This window comes from Allobosea sp. BH3, from assembly GCF_025499465.1.
In the GTDB taxonomy this organism is placed as follows: domain Bacteria; phylum Pseudomonadota; class Alphaproteobacteria; order Rhizobiales; family Beijerinckiaceae; genus Allobosea.
Genome location: NZ_JAIMCA010000010.1, coordinates 17,457 through 37,501 on the forward strand (window position 1 = coordinate 17,457; position 20,045 = coordinate 37,501).

Sequence of the window (20,045 nt, forward strand, 5' to 3'; positions counted from 1 at the left end):
CCCAACCCCTGTCGTTCGCAGGGCGTTCAATCCGGGTGCCCCATGCGGGAAATCAAGCTTCAAGAGCTCAAGAGCAAGTCGCCGACCGAACTTCTGGCGTTCGCCGAAGGGGTGGAGGTCGAGAACGCCAGCACCATGCGCAAGCAGGAGCTGATGTTCGCCATCCTGAAGCAGCTCGCCGCGCGCGAGACCGAGATCCTGGGCGAGGGCGTGGTCGAAGTGCTGCAGGACGGATTTGGCTTCCTGCGCTCGCCCGATTCGAATTACCTGCCGGGTCCGGACGACATCTATGTTTCGCCCTCCCAGATCCGGAAGTTCGGTCTGCGGACCGGCGACACCGTCGAGGGGCCGATCCGCGGCCCCAAGGATGGCGAGCGTTATTTCGCGCTGCTCAAGGTCAACACGGTCAATTTCGAGGACCCGGAGAAGATCAAGCACAAGATCCATTTCGACAACCTCACGCCGCTCTATCCGGACGCGCGCCTGAAGCTCGAAGTGCAGGATCCGACGAAGAAGGATTTCTCGCCACGGGTCATCGACATCGTCGCGCCGATCGGCAAGGGCCAGCGCGCACTGATCGTGGCGCCGCCGCGCACCGGCAAGACCGTGCTGCTGCAGAACATCGCGCAGTCGATCACGACCAACCATCCCGAGTGCTATCTGATCGTGCTGCTGATCGACGAGCGGCCCGAGGAAGTCACCGACATGCAGCGCTCGGTGAAGGGCGAGGTCGTGTCCTCGACCTTCGACGAGCCGGCTTCCCGTCACGTCCAGGTCGCCGAGATGGTGATCGAGAAGGCCAAGCGCCTCGTGGAGCATGGCCGCGACGTGGTCATCCTGCTGGACTCGATCACGCGTCTCGGCCGCGCCTACAACACCGTCGTGCCGTCCTCCGGCAAGGTGCTGACCGGCGGTGTCGACGCCAACGCCCTGCAGCGGCCGAAGCGCTTCTTCGGCGCGGCGCGCAATATCGAGGAAGGCGGCTCGCTGACCATCGTCGCGACCGCGCTGATCGATACCGGCTCGCGCATGGACGAGGTGATCTTCGAGGAGTTCAAGGGCACCGGTAACTCGGAAATCGTGCTCGACCGCAAGGTGGCGGACAAGCGCATCTTTCCGGCGATCGACATCCTCAAGTCCGGCACCCGCAAGGAAGAGCTCATCACGCCGCGCTCGGACCTGCAGAAGACCTATGTGCTGCGCCGCATCCTCAACCCGATGGGCCCGCAGGACGCGATCGAGTTCCTGATCGACAAGCTGCGCCAGACCAAGCAGAACTCCGAGTTCTTCGACTCGATGAACACCTGAGCCAGAGGCTCGGGCATTCACGATTCTTCATGGCGCCGCCGGTTCGGATCATCCGGGCCGGCGGCGTTCTCGTTTCAGCCAGAGGTCATTCCCGGGCGGAGCGAAGCCAGACCCGAGAACCTTCGGCAGGAAGAGGCTCAGGCGCCTCGTATCATGAGATGGTCCGGGCCAGGCCCGAGCATGACGCCTATGTGCCGTCGCCGCCTAACGCTCCGCGTCAATCGCGTCGGCCAATCGATTCGGGTCCGTGACGGGCGGGAGGCAGCGGCCTTCGAAGCAGATGAAGGCAGCGCCCTCGCCGGCCTGGCGGATCATGGCGGCAGCAGGATGGCCGGGCGGCAGCCCGTCCGCATCGGGGCAATCGACCAGTGTCGCGATGGTATAGGGCAGTCGGCGCGCGGCAGCGTTGAAAGCTTCGCGGTTTCGTCCTGCGAGCACGACCTCAACGCCGTTGCGCGTTAGGTCGAACGCATTCAGCACCGAACCATGCGCCATCGGAGCGCGGGGCACTGTCCGCAGCGCGACCGCCATCAGGATGTCGGCGCGCTCGCGATCCTTCGTCTCGCCTGTCTTGCGGCCAAGGCGGATTAGATTGGCTGCGTGCACGCCGAGCGCGTTCGGCACGGCATCATCGTGAGTCGGACGCGGTATGACCGGTAGTCCTTCCGATTCCAGCCGAGTCATGCCGATCAGATTCGTGGCCGGATCGCGGTAGTGCTGCCAGAGATGGTCCGACCAGCGTATCGCATCGTCGAGGTAGTGCCGTTCGAAACCGGCATCGTGAAGCGCCAGCGCGGCGTCGATCATGGCTGCGTGATCCAGCGCGAAGCCGGGCTTGATCAGCCGGCCTTGCCGGTAGGAATGCGCGAGCCCGTCGCCATCCGCCATCGATTCGGCGACGAAACGGTAGGCGTTCCGGGCCAGCGCGAGCCAGCGGGGCTGATCGAGCAGACCGGAAGCGCGGGTGAGCGCGGCGATCATCAGCCCGTTCCAGTCGGCCAGGATCTTGTCATCGCGCGCCGGCGGAATCCGCTTCGAACGGACGGCAAGGAGGCGCTCTTTCAGCTCCCCGAGGCGCTCTGCAGTGGCGGCATCGGGGTCCGGCGTATTGAGCCGGTTGAGGATGCTGACCTCCTCCCAGTTGCCGTGGGGCCGCACGTCGTAATGACGGGCGAAGAGTTCGGCGTCGGCCGGGCCCAGCAGCGCGTCGATCTCTGCCCGGGCCCAGACATAGTACTTGCCCTCCTCGCCCTCTGAATCGGCGTCGAGGCTGGCTGCGAAGGCCCCCTCCGGCAGCAGCATCTCGCGCTCCAGCCAGACAACGATGCCCTCTGCCGCCTCGCGTGCCAGGACATCGCCACTGCGGTTCGCCTCGAGCGCGTAGAGCGAGAGAAGCTGGGCGTTGTCGTAGAGCATCTTCTCGAAATGCGGGACGAGCCAGCGTTCGTCGACGGCATAGCGAGCGAAGCCGCCGCCGAGATGATCATGGATGCCGCCGCGCGCCATCCGCTCCAGCGTGCGCGTCGCGGCGAGGAGGGGCTGGCCCGTTGCCCCCTTCTGTGAGCCGCGGCGCCAGAGCAACTCGATCAATCCGGTGTTTGGGAATTTCGGGGCGCCCCGGAGACCGCCATGGAGCGGATCGAAGGTGCCCGCGATCTGGTTGGAGAGATCGGTGAGATCGGGCTCGCCGGCGACCGCCAGCGCGATGGTTTCCATCTGCTTCAGCGCGCCATGGAGCGCCGCGGCGTTCTGCGCGATGCGTTGCGGCTCACGCCGATAGATGGCCGCGAGCTGGCGCAGCACATCCGTGAAGGCCGGGCGGCCATGGCGCGGCTCAGGCGGGAAATAGGTGCCGCCCCAGAAGGGTGCCCCCCTGGGCGTCAGGAACATGGTCAGCGGCCAGCCGCCCTGCTCGCCCAGGCTGTGCAGGGCGCTCATATAGACGTGGTCGATATCCGGCCGCTCCTCGCGATCGACCTTGATGTTCACGAAGAGCTCGTTCATGACGGCCGCCGTGGCCGGGTCCTCGAAGCTCTCATGCGCCATGACATGGCACCAATGACAGGCGGCGTAGCCGATCGAGAGCAGTATGGGGCGGTTGCTGGCCCTGGCCTCGGCGAAAGCCTCCTCGCCCCATTCCCACCAGTCGACCGGGTTGTCGCGATGCTGAAGCAGATAGGGGCTGGCGGCTCCGGCGAGACGGTTCATCGGGCAACCTTTCCGGCGGGGTTTCGACAGCTATGAACGAGGCAGGAGCCTATCCGACCATCGTCGCCTTGTCCTCGGCGTCCGGCCGGGCGGGCGTGGCGGTGGTTCGCATTTCGGGGCCGCGCGTTCGATTCGCCCTCGAAACGGTCGCGGGAAAGCTGCCCGAGCCACGGCAAGCGGTGCTTCGACGCCTGCGGGATGGTGATGATGCGATCATCGATACGGCCCTGGTCCTGTTCTTTCCGACTCCTGCCTCCTTTACCGGGGAGGATGTCGCCGAGTTCCATATCCATGGTTCGCGGGCCGTTCTGGCGCGCCTGCTGGCGGCGCTGACCGCGCTGCCGGGCGTGAGGCTCGCGGAGGCCGGCGAATTCACGCGCCGCGCGTTCGAGGCCGGCAAGCTCGACCTTGCAGCGGTCGAAGGCCTCGCCGATCTGATCGATTCGGAAACGGAATGGCAGCGGAAGCAGGCGCTGCGCCAGATGGACGGTGCGCTCGGCCGCTTTACAGCCGGCTGGCGCGCGAAGCTGGTCGAAGCGATGAGCCTCCTCGCGGCCGAACTCGATTTCTCGGATGAGGGCGACGTCGGCGGCCCGCTGCAGGAGCAGGCCCTGATGCTGGCCGGCGACGTGCTGACCTCGTTGCGCCAGGCGCTCGGCAGCTTCGGCATGGGCGAGCGGGTTCGCGAGGGCTTCGTGGTCGTGCTCGCGGGGCCGCCCAATGCCGGTAAGTCGAGCCTGCTCAACGCGCTGGCGCAGCGCGACGTGGCGATCGTCTCGCCGATTGCCGGCACGACGCGCGATGCGCTGGAGGTCCGCCTCGATCTCGCGGGTCTGCCGGTCATTCTGATCGATACGGCAGGCTTGCGCGACAGCGTCGATCCGATCGAGGCCGAAGGTGTTCGCCGCGCCCGCGCCTTGGTGGAGCGCGCAGATCTCGTGCTTGGCCTGCGCGACATCGATTCGGCGCCGTATCAAATCGCCGACGACGTTCCGGTGCTGCGGATCGCGGCGAAATCCGATCTGCCGGGCAAGGTCTTGTCCGGTGAGCTGGCCATATCCGTGAAGAGCGGTGAGGGGCTTACCGAGCTGCTTGCAGCCATTGTCGAACGGCTTGGTAAGCTGGATCAGGGCGAGCCCGCTCTGCTGACCCGTGAGCGGCATCGGGCGGCTGTCGCGGATGCCATCGTGGCGCTGGAGCGTGCGGTCAGGGCGGACCACGACCAAGGCGAGCTCCTGGCGGAGGATATGCGGCTGGCGGTCGTGGCGCTGGAACGCCTTGTCGGGCGTATCGACGTCGAGGATGTGCTGGACCAGCTCTTCTCTGGCTTCTGCATCGGAAAGTGAGGCCGGCAGGCATGGCCCGCCTGGCCTTTGCCGTTGACCCGCCTGCCCGGCTTCGCTAGCGAAACGCCTATGTCCCTCGATCAGCAGCATTACGACGTCATCGTCGTTGGCGGCGGCCATGCCGGCACCGAGGCGGCCGCGGCCGCAGCGCGCTACGGAGCGCGCACGGCGCTGCTCACCCATAATCCCGATACCATCGGCGTCATGTCATGCAACCCGGCGATCGGCGGGCTCGGCAAGGGGCATCTCGTCCGCGAGATCGATGCCCTCGATGGCGTGATGGCCCGGGCGGCGGATCGCGGCGGCATCCAGTTCCGCATGCTCAACCGGCGCAAGGGCCCTGCCGTGCGCGGGCCGCGGGCGCAGGCCGACCGCAAGCTCTATCGTCTCGCCGTGCAGGACCTGCTGGCGAACCAGCCGAATCTCGACATTATCGCCGGCGAGGTGTTCGATCTCGTTGTCGAGAATGAGCGTGTCTCTGGTGCAATCCTGGCGGATGGCCGTCGATTCGCTGCCGGAACGGTCGTGCTGACGACCGGCACCTTCCTGCGCGGGCTGATCCACATCGGCGAGAAGACGATTCCCGCAGGCCGCGTGGGTGAGGCACCCTCCATCGGCCTCTCCGCGACGCTGGAGCGGCATGGCTTTCCTCTGGGCCGGCTCAAGACGGGGACGCCGCCGCGGCTGGACGGTCGAACCATCGACTGGGCCTCTCTGGAGATGCAGGCCGGCGACGATCCGCCCGAGCCCTTCTCTGCCCTGACGACGTCGATCACGAACCCCCAGATCTCCTGTGGCATCACCCGCACGACACTCGCCGGCCATGAGCTGATCCGCGCCAACCTTCATCGCGCGCCGATGTTCTCCGGGCAGATCGAGGGTCGCGGCCCGCGCTACTGCCCCTCGATCGAGGACAAGGTCGGACGCTTCGGCGACCGCGATGGCCATCAGATCTTCCTGGAGCCGGAAGGGCTCGACGACGATACCGTCTATCCGAACGGCATCTCGACCTCACTGCCGGAAGATGTACAGCTCGACCTGCTCAAGACCATTCCGGGTCTGGAACGAGCGCAGATGGTCCGCCCTGGCTACGCGATCGAGTATGACTTCATCGATCCGCGGGCACTGAGGAATACGCTGGAAACCCGCGCCATCACCGGGCTTTTCCTGGCCGGGCAGATCAACGGTACGACCGGCTATGAGGAGGCGGGCGCGCAGGGGCTTCTGGCCGGGCTCAACGCGGCGCGGATGGCTGGAGGAGCGGCGCTGGCCGTCTTCGATCGCACAAGCTCCTATATCGGCGTGCTGGTCGACGATCTCGTCACGCATGGCGTTACGGAGCCGTATCGAATGTTCACCTCGCGGGCAGAGTTTCGCCTCTCGCTGCGGGTCGACAACGCGGATGAGCGGCTGACGGCGCTCGGCAGCGAGCTCGGAGTGGTAGGCTCGGAGCGTCAGGCGGCGTTCGAAGCCCGCAACACGGACATCGCCAATCTGCGCGAACGGCTGCAGGCATTGTGGTTAACGCCTCGTGAAGCGGAAATGGCGGGTTTGCAGCTGAATCGCGACGGCGTCCGTCGCAGTGGCTATCAGATCCTGTCATATCCCGATGTGAGCTTCGAGCAGCTGACGGCTATCTGGCCGGAACTCCGGGCGCATTCTCCGGCGGTGATCGCGCGCGTGACGGCGGACGCGGTATATTCGGTCTATCTCGATCGCCAGGCCGCCGAGATCCAGGCCTATCGCCGCGACCAGGGTCTGAAGGTCCCGGCCGATCTCGATCTCGACGCGATTTCAGGTCTCTCCAATGAGCTGAAGGCGAAATTGGCGGCCAAGCGCCCGGCCGATCTGGCGCAGGCCGGCAAGATCGAGGGCATGACGCCCGCCGCCCTCACCCTCCTCGCGGCCCATGCCCGCAAGGGCCGGGTGGCCTTATCCACAGGATCGACGTGACTGTTGATAAAAATGATCGGCAACGCGCTTTAAGCTTGACGCCTGTTTCACGTGAAACAGAGGAGCGCCTCGCTCTTCTCGTAGCCGAGCTGGAGCGCTGGCAAGCTGCCAAAAACCTCGTCTCCTCGACCACTCTGGCGGAGGTCTGGACGCGGCATATCGCGGATTCGCTACAGCTCTACAGCCTTGCCCCGGATCGCGAGCGCTGGCTCGATCTCGGCTCAGGTGGCGGCTTTCCCGGGCTTGTCATCGGGATTTGCCTTGCCGAACGCGGTATGGGGCAGATCGACCTCGTCGAGAGCAATACGCGAAAATGCGCGTTTCTCCGCCATGCGGCGCGTGTGACCGGCGCTCGCGTCAAGGTGCATGCCGCGCGGATCGAGGATGTGATCGGTGACTTTACCGGCAAGGTCGATGTCGTGACCGCCCGGGCGCTCGCGCCACTGACCCAACTGCTCGGCTGGTGCGAAGATCTGTTGAGAACCGGCACTCTTGGTCTCTTTCCCAAGGGACAACATCTAGATGCGGAATTGACCGACTCGGCCAGATATTGGAAGATTCAGGCAACAACGGTTTCCTCCGTGACTGACGATGCCGCCCGGATCCTGGTGATCCGCTCGGCCGAGAGACGAGCCGATCCATGATTGAAGCCACATCAGCGACAGTGCCGCGCCGCCGCCCGCGCGTGATCGCGCTTGCCAATCAGAAGGGTGGCGTCGGCAAGACGACCACCGCCATCAACCTCGGGACGGCCCTGGCGGCGATCGGCGAGAAGGTGCTGATCGTCGATCTCGATCCGCAGGGCAATGCGTCCACGGGCCTCGGCGTCGATCGTCGCAGCCGCAAATCCTCGACCTATGACGTGCTTTGCGGCGATGTCGGCCTGGGGCAGGCGCTTCAGCAGACCTCGGTTCCCGGCCTCTCGCTAGCGCCCTCGACGCTCGATCTGCTCGGTGTCGAGCTGGAGATCGCCTCGGCCAAGGATCGCGCGCATCGGCTCAAGACGGCCATCGACGAGCTGGCCGATGACCAGCGCTGCCAGGATCTGACCTATGTGCTGATCGACTGCCCGCCGTCGCTGAGCCTGATCACCATCAATGCCATGACGGCTGCAGATGCCGTTCTGGTGCCGTTGCAGTGTGAGTTCTTCGCGCTCGAAGGCCTGAGCCAGCTTCTCAAAACCGTGGAGCAGGTGCGGGCCGGGCTCAACCCGCGCCTGACGATCCAGGGTGTGGTGCTGACGATGTTCGATCCTCGTAACAACTTGTCCGGCCAAGTCATGGCAGACGTTCGAGATTTTCTCGGCGACAAGGTCTATGAGACGGTGATCCCGCGCAATGTGCGGATCTCCGAGGCACCTTCCTACGGCAAGCCAGCGCTGCTTTATGACCTGCGCTGCTCGGGCTCCCAGGCCTATCTGAAGCTGGCGTCGGAAGTGATCAAGCGTGAGCGTAACCTGCTGGCCGCGGCGGCCTGAAGCAGGACAGGAAAAGGTTCAAGAGGATGGCAATGGCCGAAGAACAGGGGCGTTCCCGCCTTGGCCGTGGACTTGCCGCGCTGATCGGCGATGTCGGCGAGGAAATCGGCGCGATCGAGCGGGCTCGCGGCCAGCGCCGCGTGCCGGTCGAGTTCCTGCGGCCTAGCGCGCGTAATCCGCGCCGTAGCTTCGGCGAGGAGGATCTGGAGGATCTGACGGCGTCGATCCGCGAGCGGGGCATCCTGCAGCCGATCATCGTCCGCACGATCCCCGGCATGATGGACGCCTATGAGATCATCGCGGGAGAGCGCCGCTGGCGCGCGGCGCAGCGCGCCGAACTGCATGAGGTCCCTGTCCTGCTCGTTGAAGCGGATGATCGCGAGGCGCTCGAGATCGCCATCATCGAGAACGTGCAGCGGACGGACCTCAATGCGATCGAAGAAGCGGCGGGCTATGAGCGTCTGATCGCAGAGTTCAACTATACGCAGAACGACCTCGCGCGCGTCATCGGCAAGAGCCGCAGCCATGTCGCCAACACGCTGCGCCTGTCGAAACTGCCTGAATCCGTGCGAAATATGGTCAGCGAAGGCGCTGTTTCGGCAGGTCACGCCCGCGCGCTGCTCTCTGTTTCGGATCCGGAACTGATGGCCCGCAAGATCGTCGACGAGGGCATGAGCGTCCGCGACATCGAGCGTGTCGTGCAGGAGGAGGCTCGTGGTGAGACCAAGAGCGCTGTCCCCGCCAAGCCGAAGCCGGAGAAGGACCCGGATACGCGCGCGCTCGAAAAGACGCTGGAAGAGGTGCTCGGCCTGTCGGTTTCGATCGGCCATCGTGCCAACGGATCGGGCGAGGTCCGGATCAGCTACAAGACGCTGGAGCAGCTGGATGCGCTCTGTGGGCGGCTGAAGATCTGAGCGACCGTTTTGGCGTCATGCTCGGGCTTGACCCGAGCATCTCTCGACGAGAGGGCGCTTCTTTCTGGCTGAGGTTCTCAGGGCGGCGTCTTGCGGCGCCCGAGAATGACGGCCTCGCCTCACGTCCCTCGAACTAGTCCCGCTGGTTTGCCCCTGCGCGGCCAAGCCGGGCCAGGGTCCAGAGGGCGCGGGTCGCGACAGCGCGGCCCGTATCGGCATTCTGCCGCGTCGCCAGGACCGCATTGCCGATCAGGCCGACGGCCTCGTTCAATTTGGCGCTGGTCCAGACATTGAGGGCCGCTTCCGTCGTGGCTATGCGCGGATAGGGCAGCCGCATGGTCGCGACGACGTCCCTGACACCGCGGCCCGCGTCGACGCTCTGGCGGGCCTTGAGCAACGCCAGGGCCTGGCGCAGCACGGCGCCGAGCATCACGCCCGGATCGAGGCCTTCGCTCATGAGCTTGGCCTGGGCGAGATCGAGCACCGGCAGCTTCCCTGCGAAAACGGCATCGACGAGCATCGCTTGCTCGCGCTGGGCGGTGTCGCCGACGATCGCTTCGATATGCTGCGAGGTCACGGCCGGGTCCGCCCCGACATAGAGCAGCAGCTTCTCGATTTCGCGGCGCGAGGTCTGCCTGTCGCCGCCCAGCAGGCTGGCGAGGTGCTCGCGGGCGCTGCGGTGGATCGACTTGCCGGCGGCCCGGACCATCTCGTCGATGATGGTGCCGAGATCGCGAGCGGCGTCGCCATAGCAGGGCACGGCGAGCGCCGTGCGGGCCTTCTCGCAGGCGGTGCGGAGCGGGTTGGAGCGCTGCAGATCGCCGCCTTCGATGATGACGATGGCATCCTGCGAGGGGGCCGAGAGAAGCGGCTCCACGCCCGCCAGCAGCGGCTTGGAGGTCGGTGAGACGCGAATCGCACGGCGTCCGCCGAAAAGCCCGATGGTATTCGCCTCGTCGACGAGCTTCATCGGATCGGCGGCGACGACATCGCCATCCATGCGGATGAGCTGGAAGGCGTCGTCGGGATCGTCGACGCTGGCGCGGGCGAGCGCGTTCGCTCTTTCGGAAACTAGCCCCGTGTCGGGGCCGTAGATCAGGATGAGCCGCCAGGCGGGATCGAGGCGCGCCAGCGTCCGCTCGGCCTCATGCGCCTTGATCGCGACCATGGCTCAGGAGGTGAGATCGGCGGCGATCTGTCCCCGGATGATGGTCGCGAGGTTCTTCGCGGCGCGGATCTGCGCATCGCGCGCGGCGCGCACGGTGGCGAAGCGCTGTGACGAGCGCTCATAGGGCGCGCGGACGGAATTGACGCCGGAGGAGACGATCTTGCCGGTCTTCGTATCGGTCAGTGACCAGGTTGCGGTTCCGATCAACACGGCCGAATCGGCACGTCCGTTGGTGTAGTCGACGGTGACGACCTCGACCGATTCCGTCAGCCTCGCGTCGAACTTCAGCGTCTTGCGGGCATCGGGGTCACCGCTGCCGTCGAGCTCGAAGACGAGTTCGTTGCGCAGATAATGGCCCATCAGCCCCTTGATCTCGGGGATCTCGATGGCGCGCATCGCCGTCTTGACGCTGCCGCCGACGGTGCTCGAGGTGTAGTCGGAATAGAGCGGCTGAAAGCAGCCCCCGGCGAGGGCCGCTACGGCGAGCACGGCCGCCAGCAGCGTGCGGCGGGGGAAGGCGGCTTCAGACGACGACATTCACGATTCTCCCCGGAACCACGATGATCTTGCGGATCGCGCGCCCCTCCAGGGCCCGCTGCACCGCATCGCTGGCGCGGACGACGGTTTCCACCGCCATGGTATCGGCATCGGCGGGAACAGTCACCTCCGCCCGCTTCTTGCCGTTGAGCTGGACCGGCAGCGTGAGCTGATTGTCCTTCAGCAAGGCGGCATCGGCCTCCGGCCAGGACGCCTCGCCGACCAGGCCCGGCTGGCCCAGCGCCTGCCAGCACTCCTCGGCCAGATGCGGCATCATCGGAGCGACAAGCTGGGTCACGATCGCGGCGGCTTCGAGGAGCGCGAAGGCTATGTCCGCGTCGAGATCGGGCTTCTCGGCCGCGCTGTCCAGCGCCTTACCGATGGCATTGGTCAGCGTGTAGATATGGGCGACGCAGCGATTGAAGCCCAGGCGCTCGATATCGGCGCCGACGGCGTCCAGGGCGCGATGGGCCGCCTTGCGCAGGGTCAGAGCCGCCTCGCCGATTTCGCCAGGGCTGGCTGCCTTGCCGCCGGTGCGCTCGCCGATCTCGGCGACCAGGCGCCAGAGGCGCTGGACGAAGCGGGCGGCGCCCTGCACGCCCTCGTCAGTCCAGATCACGTCGCGGTCGGGCGGCGAATCGGAGAGCATGAACCAGCGGGCCGTGTCAGCACCGTAGGAAGCAATAATGTCGTCCGGGTCCACGACGTTCTTCTTGGACTTCGACATCTTCTCGATCGAGCCGATCTCGATCGGGGCGCCGGTCTCGACATGGAAGCCCTTGCGGTCGCTGCCGGAGACCTCGATGCGGACGTCGCCGGGCTCGACCCAGCCGCCGTCAGCGCCGCGATAGGTCTCGTGCACGACCATGCCCTGGGTGAACAGACCTGCGAAGGGCTCGTCGAGACCCGCATGGCCGGTCTTCTTCATCGCGCGGGTGAAGAAGCGCGAATAGAGCAGGTGCAGGATCGCGTGCTCGACGCCGCCGATATACTGGTCGACCGGCAGAAAACGGTCGACGGCCTTGCGGTCGGTCGGGCTTTCCGTGCGCCACGGATCGGTGAAGCGGGCGAAGTACCAGGACGAATCGACGAAGGTGTCCATCGTGTCCGTCTCGCGCCGCGCCGGCTTGCCGCAATGCGGGCAGGCGACGTTCTTCCAGCTCGGATGATGGTCGAGCGGATTGCCCGGCTTGTCGAAGGAGACGTCGTCCGGCAGCTTCACCGGCAGATCGGCGTCCGGAACCGGAATCGTTCCGCAGTCGGAACAATGGATGACCGGGATCGGGCAGCCCCAGTAGCGCTGGCGCGAGATGCCCCAGTCTCGCAGGCGGAAATTGACCTTGCGCTGGCCGACGGGACGGTTGCCGCGGATCTCACTTTCGAGCCGGCGCGCGACCTCCTCCTTGGCTTCCGCGATGGTCTTGCCGTCGAGGAAGCGCGAATTGATCATGCGGCCGTCGCCGTCATAGGCGGTGTCAGTGATGACGAAGCCCGCCGGGTCGGTGCCTTCCGGCGCCACGACCGGGGTATTACCCAGGCCATACTTGTTGACGAAGTCGAGGTCGCGCTGGTCATGCGCCGGACAGCCGAAGATGGCGCCGGTGCCATATTCCATCAGGATGAAGTTCGCGACATAGACCGGCAGCGTCCAGCCCGGATCGAAGGGATGGACGGCGCGCAGGCCGGTGTCGAAGCCGAGCTTCTCGGCCTTGTCGATCGCTTCCTGCGCCGTGCCGGTGCGCTTGCACTCCTCGATGAAGGCCTGCAGCTCGGGATTATTGGCGGCGATGGCCTTGGCGATCGGGTGATCGGGCGCGACGGCGACGAATTTGGCGCCGAACAGCGTATCGGGCCGGGTCGTGTAGACCTCGACCTCATCCTGGCCCAAAGAACCTTGGCCGGCGGCATTCGATTCGATGGCGAAACGAACCAGCAGCCCCTCGGAGCGGCCGATCCAGTTCTTCTGCATCAGCCGAACCTTGTCGGGCCAGCGCGTCAGGCCGTCGAGCGCGTCGTTCAGCTCCTGCCCGAATTCGGTGATCTTGAAGAACCACTGGGTCAGCTCGCGGATCTCGACCGGCGCACCGGAGCGCCAGCCGCGACCGTCGATGACCTGCTCATTGGCGAGCACGGTCTCGTCGACCGGGTCCCAGTTGACCTTGGCGGTCTTGCGGTCGACCAGCCCGGCCTTGAGGAAGTCCAGGAACATCTTCTGCTGATGGCGATAGTAGCTCGGGTCGCAGGTCGCGAGCTCGCGGCTCCAGTCGAGCGACAGGCCCATCGACTTGAGCTGCTTGCGCATCGTCGCGATGTTTTCGTAGGTCCATTCGCGCGGATGCACGTTCTTCTGCTTTGCCGCATTTTCCGCGGGCAGGCCGAAGGCATCCCAACCCATCGGATGCAGCACGGAGAAGCCCTTGGCGCGCTTGTAGCGCGCGACCACGTCGCCCATGGCGTAATTGCGGACATGGCCCATATGGATGCGCCCCGACGGATACGGGAACATCTCGAGGACGTAGTAGCTCGGCCGGGTATCGTCGTTCCTGGTCTCGAAAAGCTTGCGCTCTTCCCAGACGGTGCGCCATTTCGGCTCGGACTCTTTCGGGTTGTAGCGTTCGACGGCCATGTCAGCGAGCAATCACGTCAGCAAGCATTCTTGCGGGGTGGGCCGGTGCGGGAAGCGGCCGGCGCGAGGGTCCATGACGAAAAACCGGGTGAGGTTTTCCACATCCTGTTCTAGGACACCATTGCGCGCACGGGGTCAACGGCGGGCGATGGCATCGGGCCGAAAAGTGGAATCCACTTTTCGGAAATCGTCCGGTGCGACAACGCTTTGAGGCAAGAAGGGCTGCGACATGAGCGATACGGTTACGCGTCTGGATGCGATCCGCGCCTCGGTTGCGCGTGCGGCGCGCGATTTCGGGCGCAAGGCGGACAGCGTGACGCTGATCGCCGTGTCGAAGACCAAGCCGGCCGAGCAGATCATCGAGGTGCTGGAAGCCGGACAGCGCGTCTTCGGCGAGAACTACGTCCAGGAGGCCAAGGCGAAGTGGCCGGCGTTGAAGGAACGCTTCCCCAATGCCGAGCTGCACATGATCGGGCCGCTGCAGTCCAACAAGGCGCGCGAGGCCGTCGAGCTCTTCGATGCGATCCAGTCGCTCGACCGGGAGAGCCTGGCGAAGGAGCTGGCGCGCGAGATCGCCCGCGTGGGACGGGCGCCGCGCCTCTTCGTGCAGGTCAATACCGGCGAGGAGGCGCAGAAGGGCGGCATCATGCCGGCCGAGGCCGACGCCTTCCTGGCGCGCTGCCGAGAGGTCCATGGGCTCGCCATCGAGGGGCTGATGTGCATTCCGCCAGCTGACGAGCCGCCTTCGCCGCATTTCGGGCTGCTCGCCAAGATCGCGGCCCGCAACGGGCTCAAGGGCCTTTCCATGGGCATGAGCGCCGATTACGAGGCGGCGATCCAGCTCGGTGCGACGCATGTGCGCGTCGGCAGCGCGATCTTCGGGGCGCGGGGCTGACCTCACCAGGGCGTTATCCCGGACGAGCGGCGAAGCCGCGCTGATCCGGGATCGCCATCCGGCGAGGGCGCCCTCTTCTGATAGCGGTCCCGTGTCTGCGCAGCGGCACTGCGCGCCGCAGCGCGCACGGGATGACAGCGCGTTTCAAGCCCGCTGCAACGGCTCTCCGACGTCGATGCGGTTGCCGTCTGGGTCCTCGAATACGAAGGCCCTCAGCCCGTAGTCCTTATCGCGCAGGCCTTTGACGATGCGCAGGCCCCGCGCGCGAACGATGGCGTGCACGGCGTCGATATCCTCGACCATCATATGCGCAACGTTGAATGACGCTGCTCTGTGGTCGGGCTGGAGCGTCAGATGCAGCTCGGCGGCATCGCGCTTCAGGATCATGAAGCCGACGGGCGTACCGTTCTCGAAGGTCTTCTGGAAGCCGAGGGCACTGACATAGAATTCGCAGGCGCGCGCCATGTCGGCGACAGGCAACATGGCGGCAATCCGCCCAAAGCGGACGCCGGAAGAGACCGAATCAGTCATCGCTAATTCTCAAGCTGGGAACAGCGCGGTGGCGGAGGACGGTGCCCCACGCGCATCGGCCGGTTCCGGAGAGGATGGTCGAGACGGTGCTCGTCGCTGCCTATAGCCGCATTCGGCCTATCTGACCAGAATCCGCGCGTGCCTGGCGAGCCTCGGCAGCACCTTGGCGAAGACATGGCCCTGTACGGCGACGCAGCCGGCGGTCGGGGTGAAGCCCGGCCGGGCGAGATGCCAGAAGATCGCGCTGCCGCGGCCGCGAACCACCGGCCGGTCGTTCCAGCCGAGCTCGACGATGACGTCGTAGAGATGATCCTCGCGCGTGAGCCGCTCCTCGGCCTCACCCGGCGGGCGGTCGATCAGGCGGTTGTAACGGCGGTCGTTCGCATCGTCGCACCAGGCGTCGCGCGGGCCGATCTGCCGGAGAGGCATCAGCGTGCGCGGGCGGACGAGCCGGTCGGCGCGGTAGAGCACGCTGCGCAGGGGCAGAGCGGTGCGCGGCGTGCGGCCATCGCCTTCGCGCTTGATCGTGCCGATGCCGGAACGGCCGAGCGCGCAGGGAAAGGCAGCCTGCCCGGCGATCAGGAAGCCCTTCCGGCGATCATGCACCGAGGCGAAGACCCGCAGCGTCGAGAGGTTTCTTGGCCCGCGCGGAGGCCCGGCGGGGCGGAATGGTCGGTTTGTCACGGGAATTCCAGGCTGCCTGACTTGCGATGACGACTCAGCGGGCTCATGTTGCTGCAACGATTGCGTTTGAGCGAACGGTTCATGTCCGTCATTCATCATATTCTTCTCGTCGACGACGACCAGACCCTGCGCGATGCGCTGGCCGAGCAGCTCGCGCTCAGCGAGGAATTCAAGCTGTCGACAGCCGGAACGGCCGGGGCCGCGGTCAAGGCCGTGCAGGCCGAGCGTGTCGACCTCGTCGTCATGGATGTCGGGCTGCCCGACATGGACGGGCGTGAGGCGGTCAAGGTGATGCGCCGCAACGGCTTCAAGAGCCCGGTGATCATGCTGACGGGCCAGGGTTCGGACGCCGACACCGTGCTCGGGCTCGAAGCCGGCGCCAACGACTATGTCGTGAAGCCGTTCCGCTTCGCCGTGCTGCTGGCGCGCATCCGCGCCCATTTGAGGCAGTACGAGGCGAGCGAGGACGCCATCTTTCAAGTGGGGCCGTATACGTTCCACCCCGGCTCGAAGCTGCTTGTCAGCGAGCGGGGCTCGAAGACCAAGCTGACCGAGAAGGAGACCGCGATCCTGCGCTTCCTGTACCGGGCCGGCCGCAAGCCGATCGCGCGCGAAGTGCTGCTGCAGGAGGTCTGGGGCTATAACAGCCAGGTCACGACCCACACGCTCGAAACCCATATCTACCGGCTGCGCCAGAAGATCGAGCCTGATCCGGGCAATGCCCGGCTGCTCGTCACCGATGCCGGCGGGTACCGGCTGAATCCCTGACGGATGGCCCTCGACGACGACATGACCCTGCTGGCCCGGCAGCCGCTGCTGAGCCTGCTGGAGCGCGATGCGCTGCGGCTGCTGGCGTTCGCGGCCGAGAGCCGGACCCTGCGTGCCGGCGATGTCCTGTTCCGGGCCGGCGAGCCCTCGGACGGGGCGGCCATTGTGATCTCGGGCGCCGTGGCGCTCCTGGAGAGCGACGATGGCAGACCCGCGAGCGAGATCGTCGGCCCCGGCGCCATGATCGGCGAGCTTGCGCTGTTCACCTCCCTGTCGCGACAGGTCACGGCGATCGCGCGCGAGCCGACGGAGATCCTGCGGCTGCCGCGCAGCGTGATGCGGCGCGTTCTGGCGGAGTCGCCGGATTCGGCCGAGGCGATCACAGCCGCGGTCAGTGAAAGGCTGCGCGGCTTCGTCGGTGAGCTCGCGGCCGTTCAGAAGGCGCTAAACGCGATCGACCGGGGATAGGTCGGCAGCCTGTCCGCTCAGGCCGAAGGCGGATGCCGGGCTGCGCGGATTGCCGCGAAACGCGGCCACAGGATGTTGATGCACAGGCCGGAGAGCACGAGGCCGGCCGCGGCCAGCTTCCAGCCCGGCAGCGGCTCTCCGAGCCAGATGGCAGCAGCTCCCATGCCGAAGACCGGGACCAGCAGGGCGGTCGGAGCGATCGTGGCGGCGGCATAGCGCGACAGCAGCCAGCCCCACATCGCATAGCCGAACATGACATTGCCGACGGCCTGCCAGATCGCCGCCGCCCAGGCTTCGACGGGCGCAGTCGCCACCCCGTCGCGGATCGCCGGCCAACCTTCGAGCAGCCAGGACAGCAGGAACAGCGGCGGCACTGAAAAGAGGCTTGCCCAGACGACATAGGCGAGCATGTCGACGCCCGGAGAGCTGCGGGACACGATGTTGCCGCCTGCCCAGCAGAGCGCCGCCGAGAGGATGAGGACGATCCCGAGGGGCGTCGTCATGCCGTCCGTGAACCAGAGAATGACGCCGATTCCGATGAGGGCGAGGACAAGGCCGATGAACTGGAAGGGCTGGACGCGCTCGCCGGTGAGAACAGCTGCGAGGATGATCGTGAAGAAGGTCTGAGACTGGACCACGAGCGAGGCGAGGCCCGGCGTGATGAAGCCCTTGATGGCGATGAAGAGCAGCCCGAACTGACCGGCGCCGATCAGGACGCCATAGGCCGCGAGCTTGTTCCAGGAGACGGCGGGGCGCTTGAGGAAGAGCACCGCCGGCACCAGCGCAAAAGCAAAGCGCAGGCAGGCGAAGAACAGCGGCGGGAAATGCTCCACGCCGATGCGGATGATCACGAAATTGGTGCCCCAGACCACCATGACCGCGAGGGTGAGCGCTGCGTCGCGAAGCGAGAGCGAGGTCGGAGAGGCGGATTGCATGGGTCTGGCCATCGCAATGAAACGAGGCGGCGCCATAGCACGCGGCGGCGGGCGGCCGGTAAGACCGCCTCGCATGGCCGCAACGCTGTCCGCTCGGGGATCGACAGCGGCTTCAGAGGTCCAGCGTCACCGTGACCGGCACATGATCCGAGGGGCGCTCCCAGCCCCGCGCCTCGCTCAGGAAGCTCAAATCCCTCAGCGTCGGTTTCAGCCCATCGGACAGCCAGATATGATCGAGCCTGCGCCCGCGGTTGGAGGCCTGCCAGTCCTGCGCGCGATAGCTCCACCAGGAATAGAGCTTCTCGGGCTCCGGCCGCAGCGTGCGCGCCGCATCGGTCCAGCCCAACTCGGTGCGCAGCTTCTCCAGCGTGGTGGTCTCGATCGGCGTATGGCTGACGACGTCGAGAAGCTGCTTGTGGCTCCAGACATCGTGCTCCAACGGGGCGATGTTGAGGTCCCCGAGCAGGATCGCGGGCCGGTCGGTCGGCTTCTTGGCGATGCCCCAGGCGCCGATCTCGTCGAGGAAGGCGAGCTTGTGGGCGAATTTGTCGTTCTTCTCGGGGTCCGGTATGTCGCCGCCGGCCGGAATATAGAAATTATGGATGGCGATGCCGGCAGCGGGGCCCGCCGCCTTGTCGAGCGTCGCCGTCATGTGCCGGGCGTCGTTGCGCCCGCACATCGACATGGCTTCCTGCTCGCTGAAGGGCAGCTTCGAGACGATGGCGACGCCGTTATAGCCCTTCTGGCCAATGAAGGCCTGGTGGACATAGCCCAGCTGCTGGAAAGCCTTCGCCGGAAACTGTTCGTCCGGCGTCTTGGTTTCCTGCAGGCAGAGGATGTCCGGGGCATAGCGGGTGAGGAATTCGCCCACCATTCCGATGCGCAGGCGAACGGAGTTGATGTTCCAGCTTGTGACGGTGAGTTGCACGCGAGGATTCCGGCGGGAAGGAGGCCGGAAACTGGGTCGCCAAAGCGCAAAAGGCAAGCCGTTTTCGGCTTGCCTGCCTTGTTTAGAGGGTGCGCTGGTAGTCGATCACGAAGTTCTTCGGATCCGGCCGGCGGCGCGTGTCGAGGTTGTAGAGCGAGATGGAGGTCTCGTAGCCCTGCGGATCGATCACCACCCATTGCCGCAGCTCATTGGCCGCGAGATCGAATTTCAGCGTGATCTTCGAGGTGCCGCCCAAGGTCGAGCGGTCTTCCAGGCGTACCGACAGGATGTCGCCGTCGATGCTGGCGCCGGCAATCGTGCCTTCGCGGGCGAGGTCCATGCGCTCGCGGACCAGGAATTTCAGCGGCGTCTGGCCGATGGAGTAGATGTCCTGGGTCGCGAGGCGCTTGTCGCGCACCGCGACCGAAGTGCCGTCGGCGATGACCTCGACGGTCGCGGGCGGCTCGTATTCGAAGCGCATCTTGCCGGGACGCTGGATGTAGATCCGCCCTTCCAGCCGCCGGCCGTTGGCCGCGAACTGGATGAAGTTGCCCTGCAGTGTTGTGAAGCTGTTGAGCCAGGTGTTGAGCCTGTCAATCGCCTCCTCCTGCGTTGCCGGAGGGCCGAGCTTGGCCTTGGGCGCGGGAGAGGCTGCCGGCTGGACCGCTTCCCGAGCGGGAGCGGCCGTCGCCACCGCCACGGGCGCAGGCGATGCCGGTTGGGCTGCCGTGGCCTCAGCCACGGCCATGCGTGACAGACCGAGGCCCTCGGGACGCGGAGGCGGAAGCCGGATGGGGCGCGGTGCCGCCGGCTTCGTAAGCGCGGGCTTCGGCGGCTGAATCTCGATCGGCTGGGCGGCGAGCGGAACGCTCACGGTTGCGCAACCGAGAACTGTCGTCGCTAGAGCCGCTAACCGGGCCGTGGTGGTCAATCGTCCGAGCAAGCTGCTCCACTCCTTACGCCGTGGCCCGGATGCCCGGTGGACGGCCTGCCGAATAACTCAACGCGCGATCTGCCGTCGAAGTTGCAGCAACGTCATGGCAATTTGAGGACCGCGGTGCCCTCCTGCAAGGGTCAGGCTGTATTTGGCGCTTGGTCGCATTGTCCTGACGCGAACCGGTGCCACTTCGCTCGACAATGCTCCAGGCGCCTCAATCGTCGTGCCCGCCGCCCGTCTCGACCAGGATTTCGCGCTTTCCTGCGTGGTTTGCGGGTCCGACGATGCCCTCGTGCTCCATGCGCTCCATGATCGAGGCGGCGCGGTTGTAGCCGATCTGCAGGCGGCGCTGGATGTAGGAG

Annotated in this window: 19 protein-coding genes; 9 read left to right on the plus strand and 10 right to left on the minus strand. The window is 66.1% G+C overall.

Annotated features, from left to right (window positions below; all coding sequences use genetic code 11):
• Nucleotides 1-42 precede the first annotated feature (42 nt).
• Complete coding sequence (gene rho, locus BoBH3_RS24245) at nt 43-1,308, plus strand: transcription termination factor Rho (RefSeq protein WP_262333440.1); 1,266 nt, start codon at nt 43-45, stop codon at nt 1,306-1,308.
• A gap of 204 nt (nt 1,309-1,512) precedes the next feature.
• Here rho and BoBH3_RS24250 read toward each other — a convergent pair whose 3' ends face one another.
• Nucleotides 1,513-3,516 carry a thioredoxin domain-containing protein gene (locus BoBH3_RS24250; RefSeq protein WP_262333441.1) on the minus strand — a complete coding sequence of 668 codons (2,004 nt, stop codon included), beginning with the start codon at nt 3,514-3,516 and terminating at the stop codon, nt 1,513-1,515.
• A 32-nt stretch (nt 3,517-3,548) separates the two neighbouring features.
• On the opposite strand from BoBH3_RS24250, the gene mnmE reads away from it, so the two are divergent.
• From mnmE to BoBH3_RS24275, 5 genes are all read left to right on the plus strand, one after another.
• Nucleotides 3,549-4,862, plus strand: a complete 1,314-nt coding sequence (gene mnmE / locus BoBH3_RS24255) for a tRNA uridine-5-carboxymethylaminomethyl(34) synthesis GTPase MnmE (RefSeq protein ID WP_262333442.1) — start codon at nt 3,549-3,551, stop codon at nt 4,860-4,862.
• 69 nt (nt 4,863-4,931) lie between these two features.
• Nucleotides 4,932-6,815, plus strand: coding sequence for a tRNA uridine-5-carboxymethylaminomethyl(34) synthesis enzyme MnmG (gene mnmG / locus BoBH3_RS24260; protein ID WP_262333443.1), 1,884 nt, complete (start codon nt 4,932-4,934; stop codon nt 6,813-6,815).
• Nucleotides 6,812-7,459, plus strand: a complete 648-nt coding sequence (gene rsmG, locus BoBH3_RS24265) for a 16S rRNA (guanine(527)-N(7))-methyltransferase RsmG (protein ID WP_262333444.1) — start codon at nt 6,812-6,814, stop codon at nt 7,457-7,459. The genes mnmG and rsmG overlap by 4 nt, the downstream gene beginning before the upstream one ends.
• Complete coding sequence (locus BoBH3_RS24270) at nt 7,456-8,292, plus strand: ParA family protein (protein ID WP_262333445.1); 837 nt, start codon at nt 7,456-7,458, stop codon at nt 8,290-8,292. Before rsmG ends, BoBH3_RS24270 begins: the two co-directional genes overlap by 4 nt.
• Nucleotides 8,293-8,324: 32 nt before the next feature.
• Nucleotides 8,325-9,206: a ParB/RepB/Spo0J family partition protein gene (locus BoBH3_RS24275; protein WP_262333446.1), complete on the plus strand. Its 882-nt coding sequence runs from the start codon at nt 8,325-8,327 to the stop codon at nt 9,204-9,206.
• A gap of 133 nt (nt 9,207-9,339) precedes the next feature.
• On the opposite strand, the gene holA is transcribed toward BoBH3_RS24275, so the two are convergent.
• From holA to leuS, 3 genes are read right to left on the minus strand one after another with little or no spacing between them, the layout of a single operon-like run.
• Nucleotides 9,340-10,374, minus strand: a complete 1,035-nt coding sequence (gene holA, locus BoBH3_RS24280; RefSeq protein ID WP_262333447.1) for a DNA polymerase III subunit delta — start codon at nt 10,372-10,374, stop codon at nt 9,340-9,342.
• A gap of 3 nt (nt 10,375-10,377) precedes the next feature.
• Nucleotides 10,378-10,911 (minus strand): LPS assembly lipoprotein LptE, encoded by a 534-nt coding sequence (gene lptE, locus BoBH3_RS24285; protein WP_262333448.1) that lies wholly within the window; start codon nt 10,909-10,911, stop codon nt 10,378-10,380.
• Nucleotides 10,898-13,537: a leucine--tRNA ligase gene (gene leuS / locus BoBH3_RS24290; protein ID WP_262333449.1), complete on the minus strand. Its 2,640-nt coding sequence runs from the start codon at nt 13,535-13,537 to the stop codon at nt 10,898-10,900. The genes lptE and leuS overlap by 14 nt, the downstream gene beginning before the upstream one ends.
• 229 nt (nt 13,538-13,766) lie before the next feature.
• On the opposite strand from leuS, the gene BoBH3_RS24295 reads away from it, so the two are divergent.
• Nucleotides 13,767-14,432: a YggS family pyridoxal phosphate-dependent enzyme gene (locus BoBH3_RS24295; protein ID WP_262333450.1), complete on the plus strand. Its 666-nt coding sequence runs from the start codon at nt 13,767-13,769 to the stop codon at nt 14,430-14,432.
• Nucleotides 14,433-14,576: 144 nt separating this feature from the next.
• Here the strand turns inward: BoBH3_RS24295 and BoBH3_RS24300 are convergent, their stop codons facing one another.
• Together BoBH3_RS24300 and BoBH3_RS24305 are read right to left on the minus strand one after the other, a co-directional pair.
• Complete coding sequence (locus BoBH3_RS24300) at nt 14,577-14,963, minus strand: glyoxalase superfamily protein (RefSeq protein WP_262333451.1); 387 nt, start codon at nt 14,961-14,963, stop codon at nt 14,577-14,579.
• Nucleotides 14,964-15,080: 117 nt separating this feature from the next.
• Nucleotides 15,081-15,647, minus strand: coding sequence for a L,D-transpeptidase family protein (locus BoBH3_RS24305; RefSeq protein WP_262333452.1), 567 nt, complete (start codon nt 15,645-15,647; stop codon nt 15,081-15,083).
• Between the two features lie 81 nt (nt 15,648-15,728).
• Between BoBH3_RS24305 and BoBH3_RS24310 the strand changes: the two genes are divergently transcribed.
• A complete protein-coding gene (locus tag BoBH3_RS24310; protein ID WP_262333453.1) occupies nt 15,729-16,415 on the plus strand; it encodes a response regulator transcription factor in 687 nt (228 codons plus the stop codon).
• A 3-nt stretch (nt 16,416-16,418) separates the two neighbouring features.
• Nucleotides 16,419-16,883 carry a cyclic nucleotide-binding domain-containing protein gene (locus tag BoBH3_RS24315; RefSeq protein ID WP_262333454.1) on the plus strand — a complete coding sequence of 155 codons (465 nt, stop codon included), beginning with the start codon at nt 16,419-16,421 and terminating at the stop codon, nt 16,881-16,883.
• Nucleotides 16,884-16,900: 17 nt separating this feature from the next.
• Here BoBH3_RS24315 and BoBH3_RS24320 read toward each other — a convergent pair whose 3' ends face one another.
• The 4 genes from BoBH3_RS24320 to BoBH3_RS24335 all read right to left on the minus strand — a co-directional run.
• Nucleotides 16,901-17,818 (minus strand): EamA family transporter, encoded by a 918-nt coding sequence (locus BoBH3_RS24320; RefSeq protein ID WP_262333455.1) that lies wholly within the window; start codon nt 17,816-17,818, stop codon nt 16,901-16,903.
• A gap of 112 nt (nt 17,819-17,930) precedes the next feature.
• Nucleotides 17,931-18,746, minus strand: coding sequence for an exodeoxyribonuclease III (xth, locus tag BoBH3_RS24325; protein ID WP_262333456.1), 816 nt, complete (start codon nt 18,744-18,746; stop codon nt 17,931-17,933).
• A gap of 82 nt (nt 18,747-18,828) precedes the next feature.
• Nucleotides 18,829-19,620, minus strand: a complete 792-nt coding sequence (locus BoBH3_RS24330) for a LolA family protein (protein WP_262333457.1) — start codon at nt 19,618-19,620, stop codon at nt 18,829-18,831.
• Between the two features lie 277 nt (nt 19,621-19,897).
• On the minus strand, nt 19,898-20,045 hold a 148-nt coding region (locus BoBH3_RS24335; protein WP_262333458.1), incomplete at its 5' end, for a DNA translocase FtsK.

Excerpts from the sequence above, each read along its gene's own strand:
- rho (WP_262333440.1), top strand. The coding sequence starts at position 43 with ATGCGGGAAATCAAGCTTCAAGAGCTCAAGAGCAAGTCGCCGACCGAA.
- BoBH3_RS24250 (WP_262333441.1), bottom strand. The coding sequence starts at position 3,516 with ATGAACCGTCTCGCCGGAGCCGCCAGCCCCTATCTGCTTCAGCATCGC.
- mnmE (WP_262333442.1), top strand. The coding sequence starts at position 3,549 with ATGAACGAGGCAGGAGCCTATCCGACCATCGTCGCCTTGTCCTCGGCG.
- mnmG (WP_262333443.1), top strand. The coding sequence starts at position 4,932 with ATGTCCCTCGATCAGCAGCATTACGACGTCATCGTCGTTGGCGGCGGC.
- BoBH3_RS24270 (WP_262333445.1), top strand. The coding sequence starts at position 7,456 with ATGATTGAAGCCACATCAGCGACAGTGCCGCGCCGCCGCCCGCGCGTG.
- BoBH3_RS24275 (WP_262333446.1), top strand. The coding sequence starts at position 8,325 with ATGGCCGAAGAACAGGGGCGTTCCCGCCTTGGCCGTGGACTTGCCGCG.
- holA (WP_262333447.1), bottom strand. The coding sequence starts at position 10,374 with ATGGTCGCGATCAAGGCGCATGAGGCCGAGCGGACGCTGGCGCGCCTC.
- lptE (WP_262333448.1), bottom strand. The coding sequence starts at position 10,911 with ATGTCGTCGTCTGAAGCCGCCTTCCCCCGCCGCACGCTGCTGGCGGCC.
- leuS (WP_262333449.1), bottom strand. The coding sequence starts at position 13,537 with ATGGCCGTCGAACGCTACAACCCGAAAGAGTCCGAGCCGAAATGGCGC.
- BoBH3_RS24295 (WP_262333450.1), top strand. The coding sequence starts at position 13,767 with ATGAGCGATACGGTTACGCGTCTGGATGCGATCCGCGCCTCGGTTGCG.
- BoBH3_RS24300 (WP_262333451.1), bottom strand. The coding sequence starts at position 14,963 with ATGACTGATTCGGTCTCTTCCGGCGTCCGCTTTGGGCGGATTGCCGCC.
- BoBH3_RS24310 (WP_262333453.1), top strand. The coding sequence starts at position 15,729 with ATGTCCGTCATTCATCATATTCTTCTCGTCGACGACGACCAGACCCTG.
- BoBH3_RS24315 (WP_262333454.1), top strand. The coding sequence starts at position 16,419 with ATGGCCCTCGACGACGACATGACCCTGCTGGCCCGGCAGCCGCTGCTG.
- BoBH3_RS24320 (WP_262333455.1), bottom strand. The coding sequence starts at position 17,818 with ATGCAATCCGCCTCTCCGACCTCGCTCTCGCTTCGCGACGCAGCGCTC.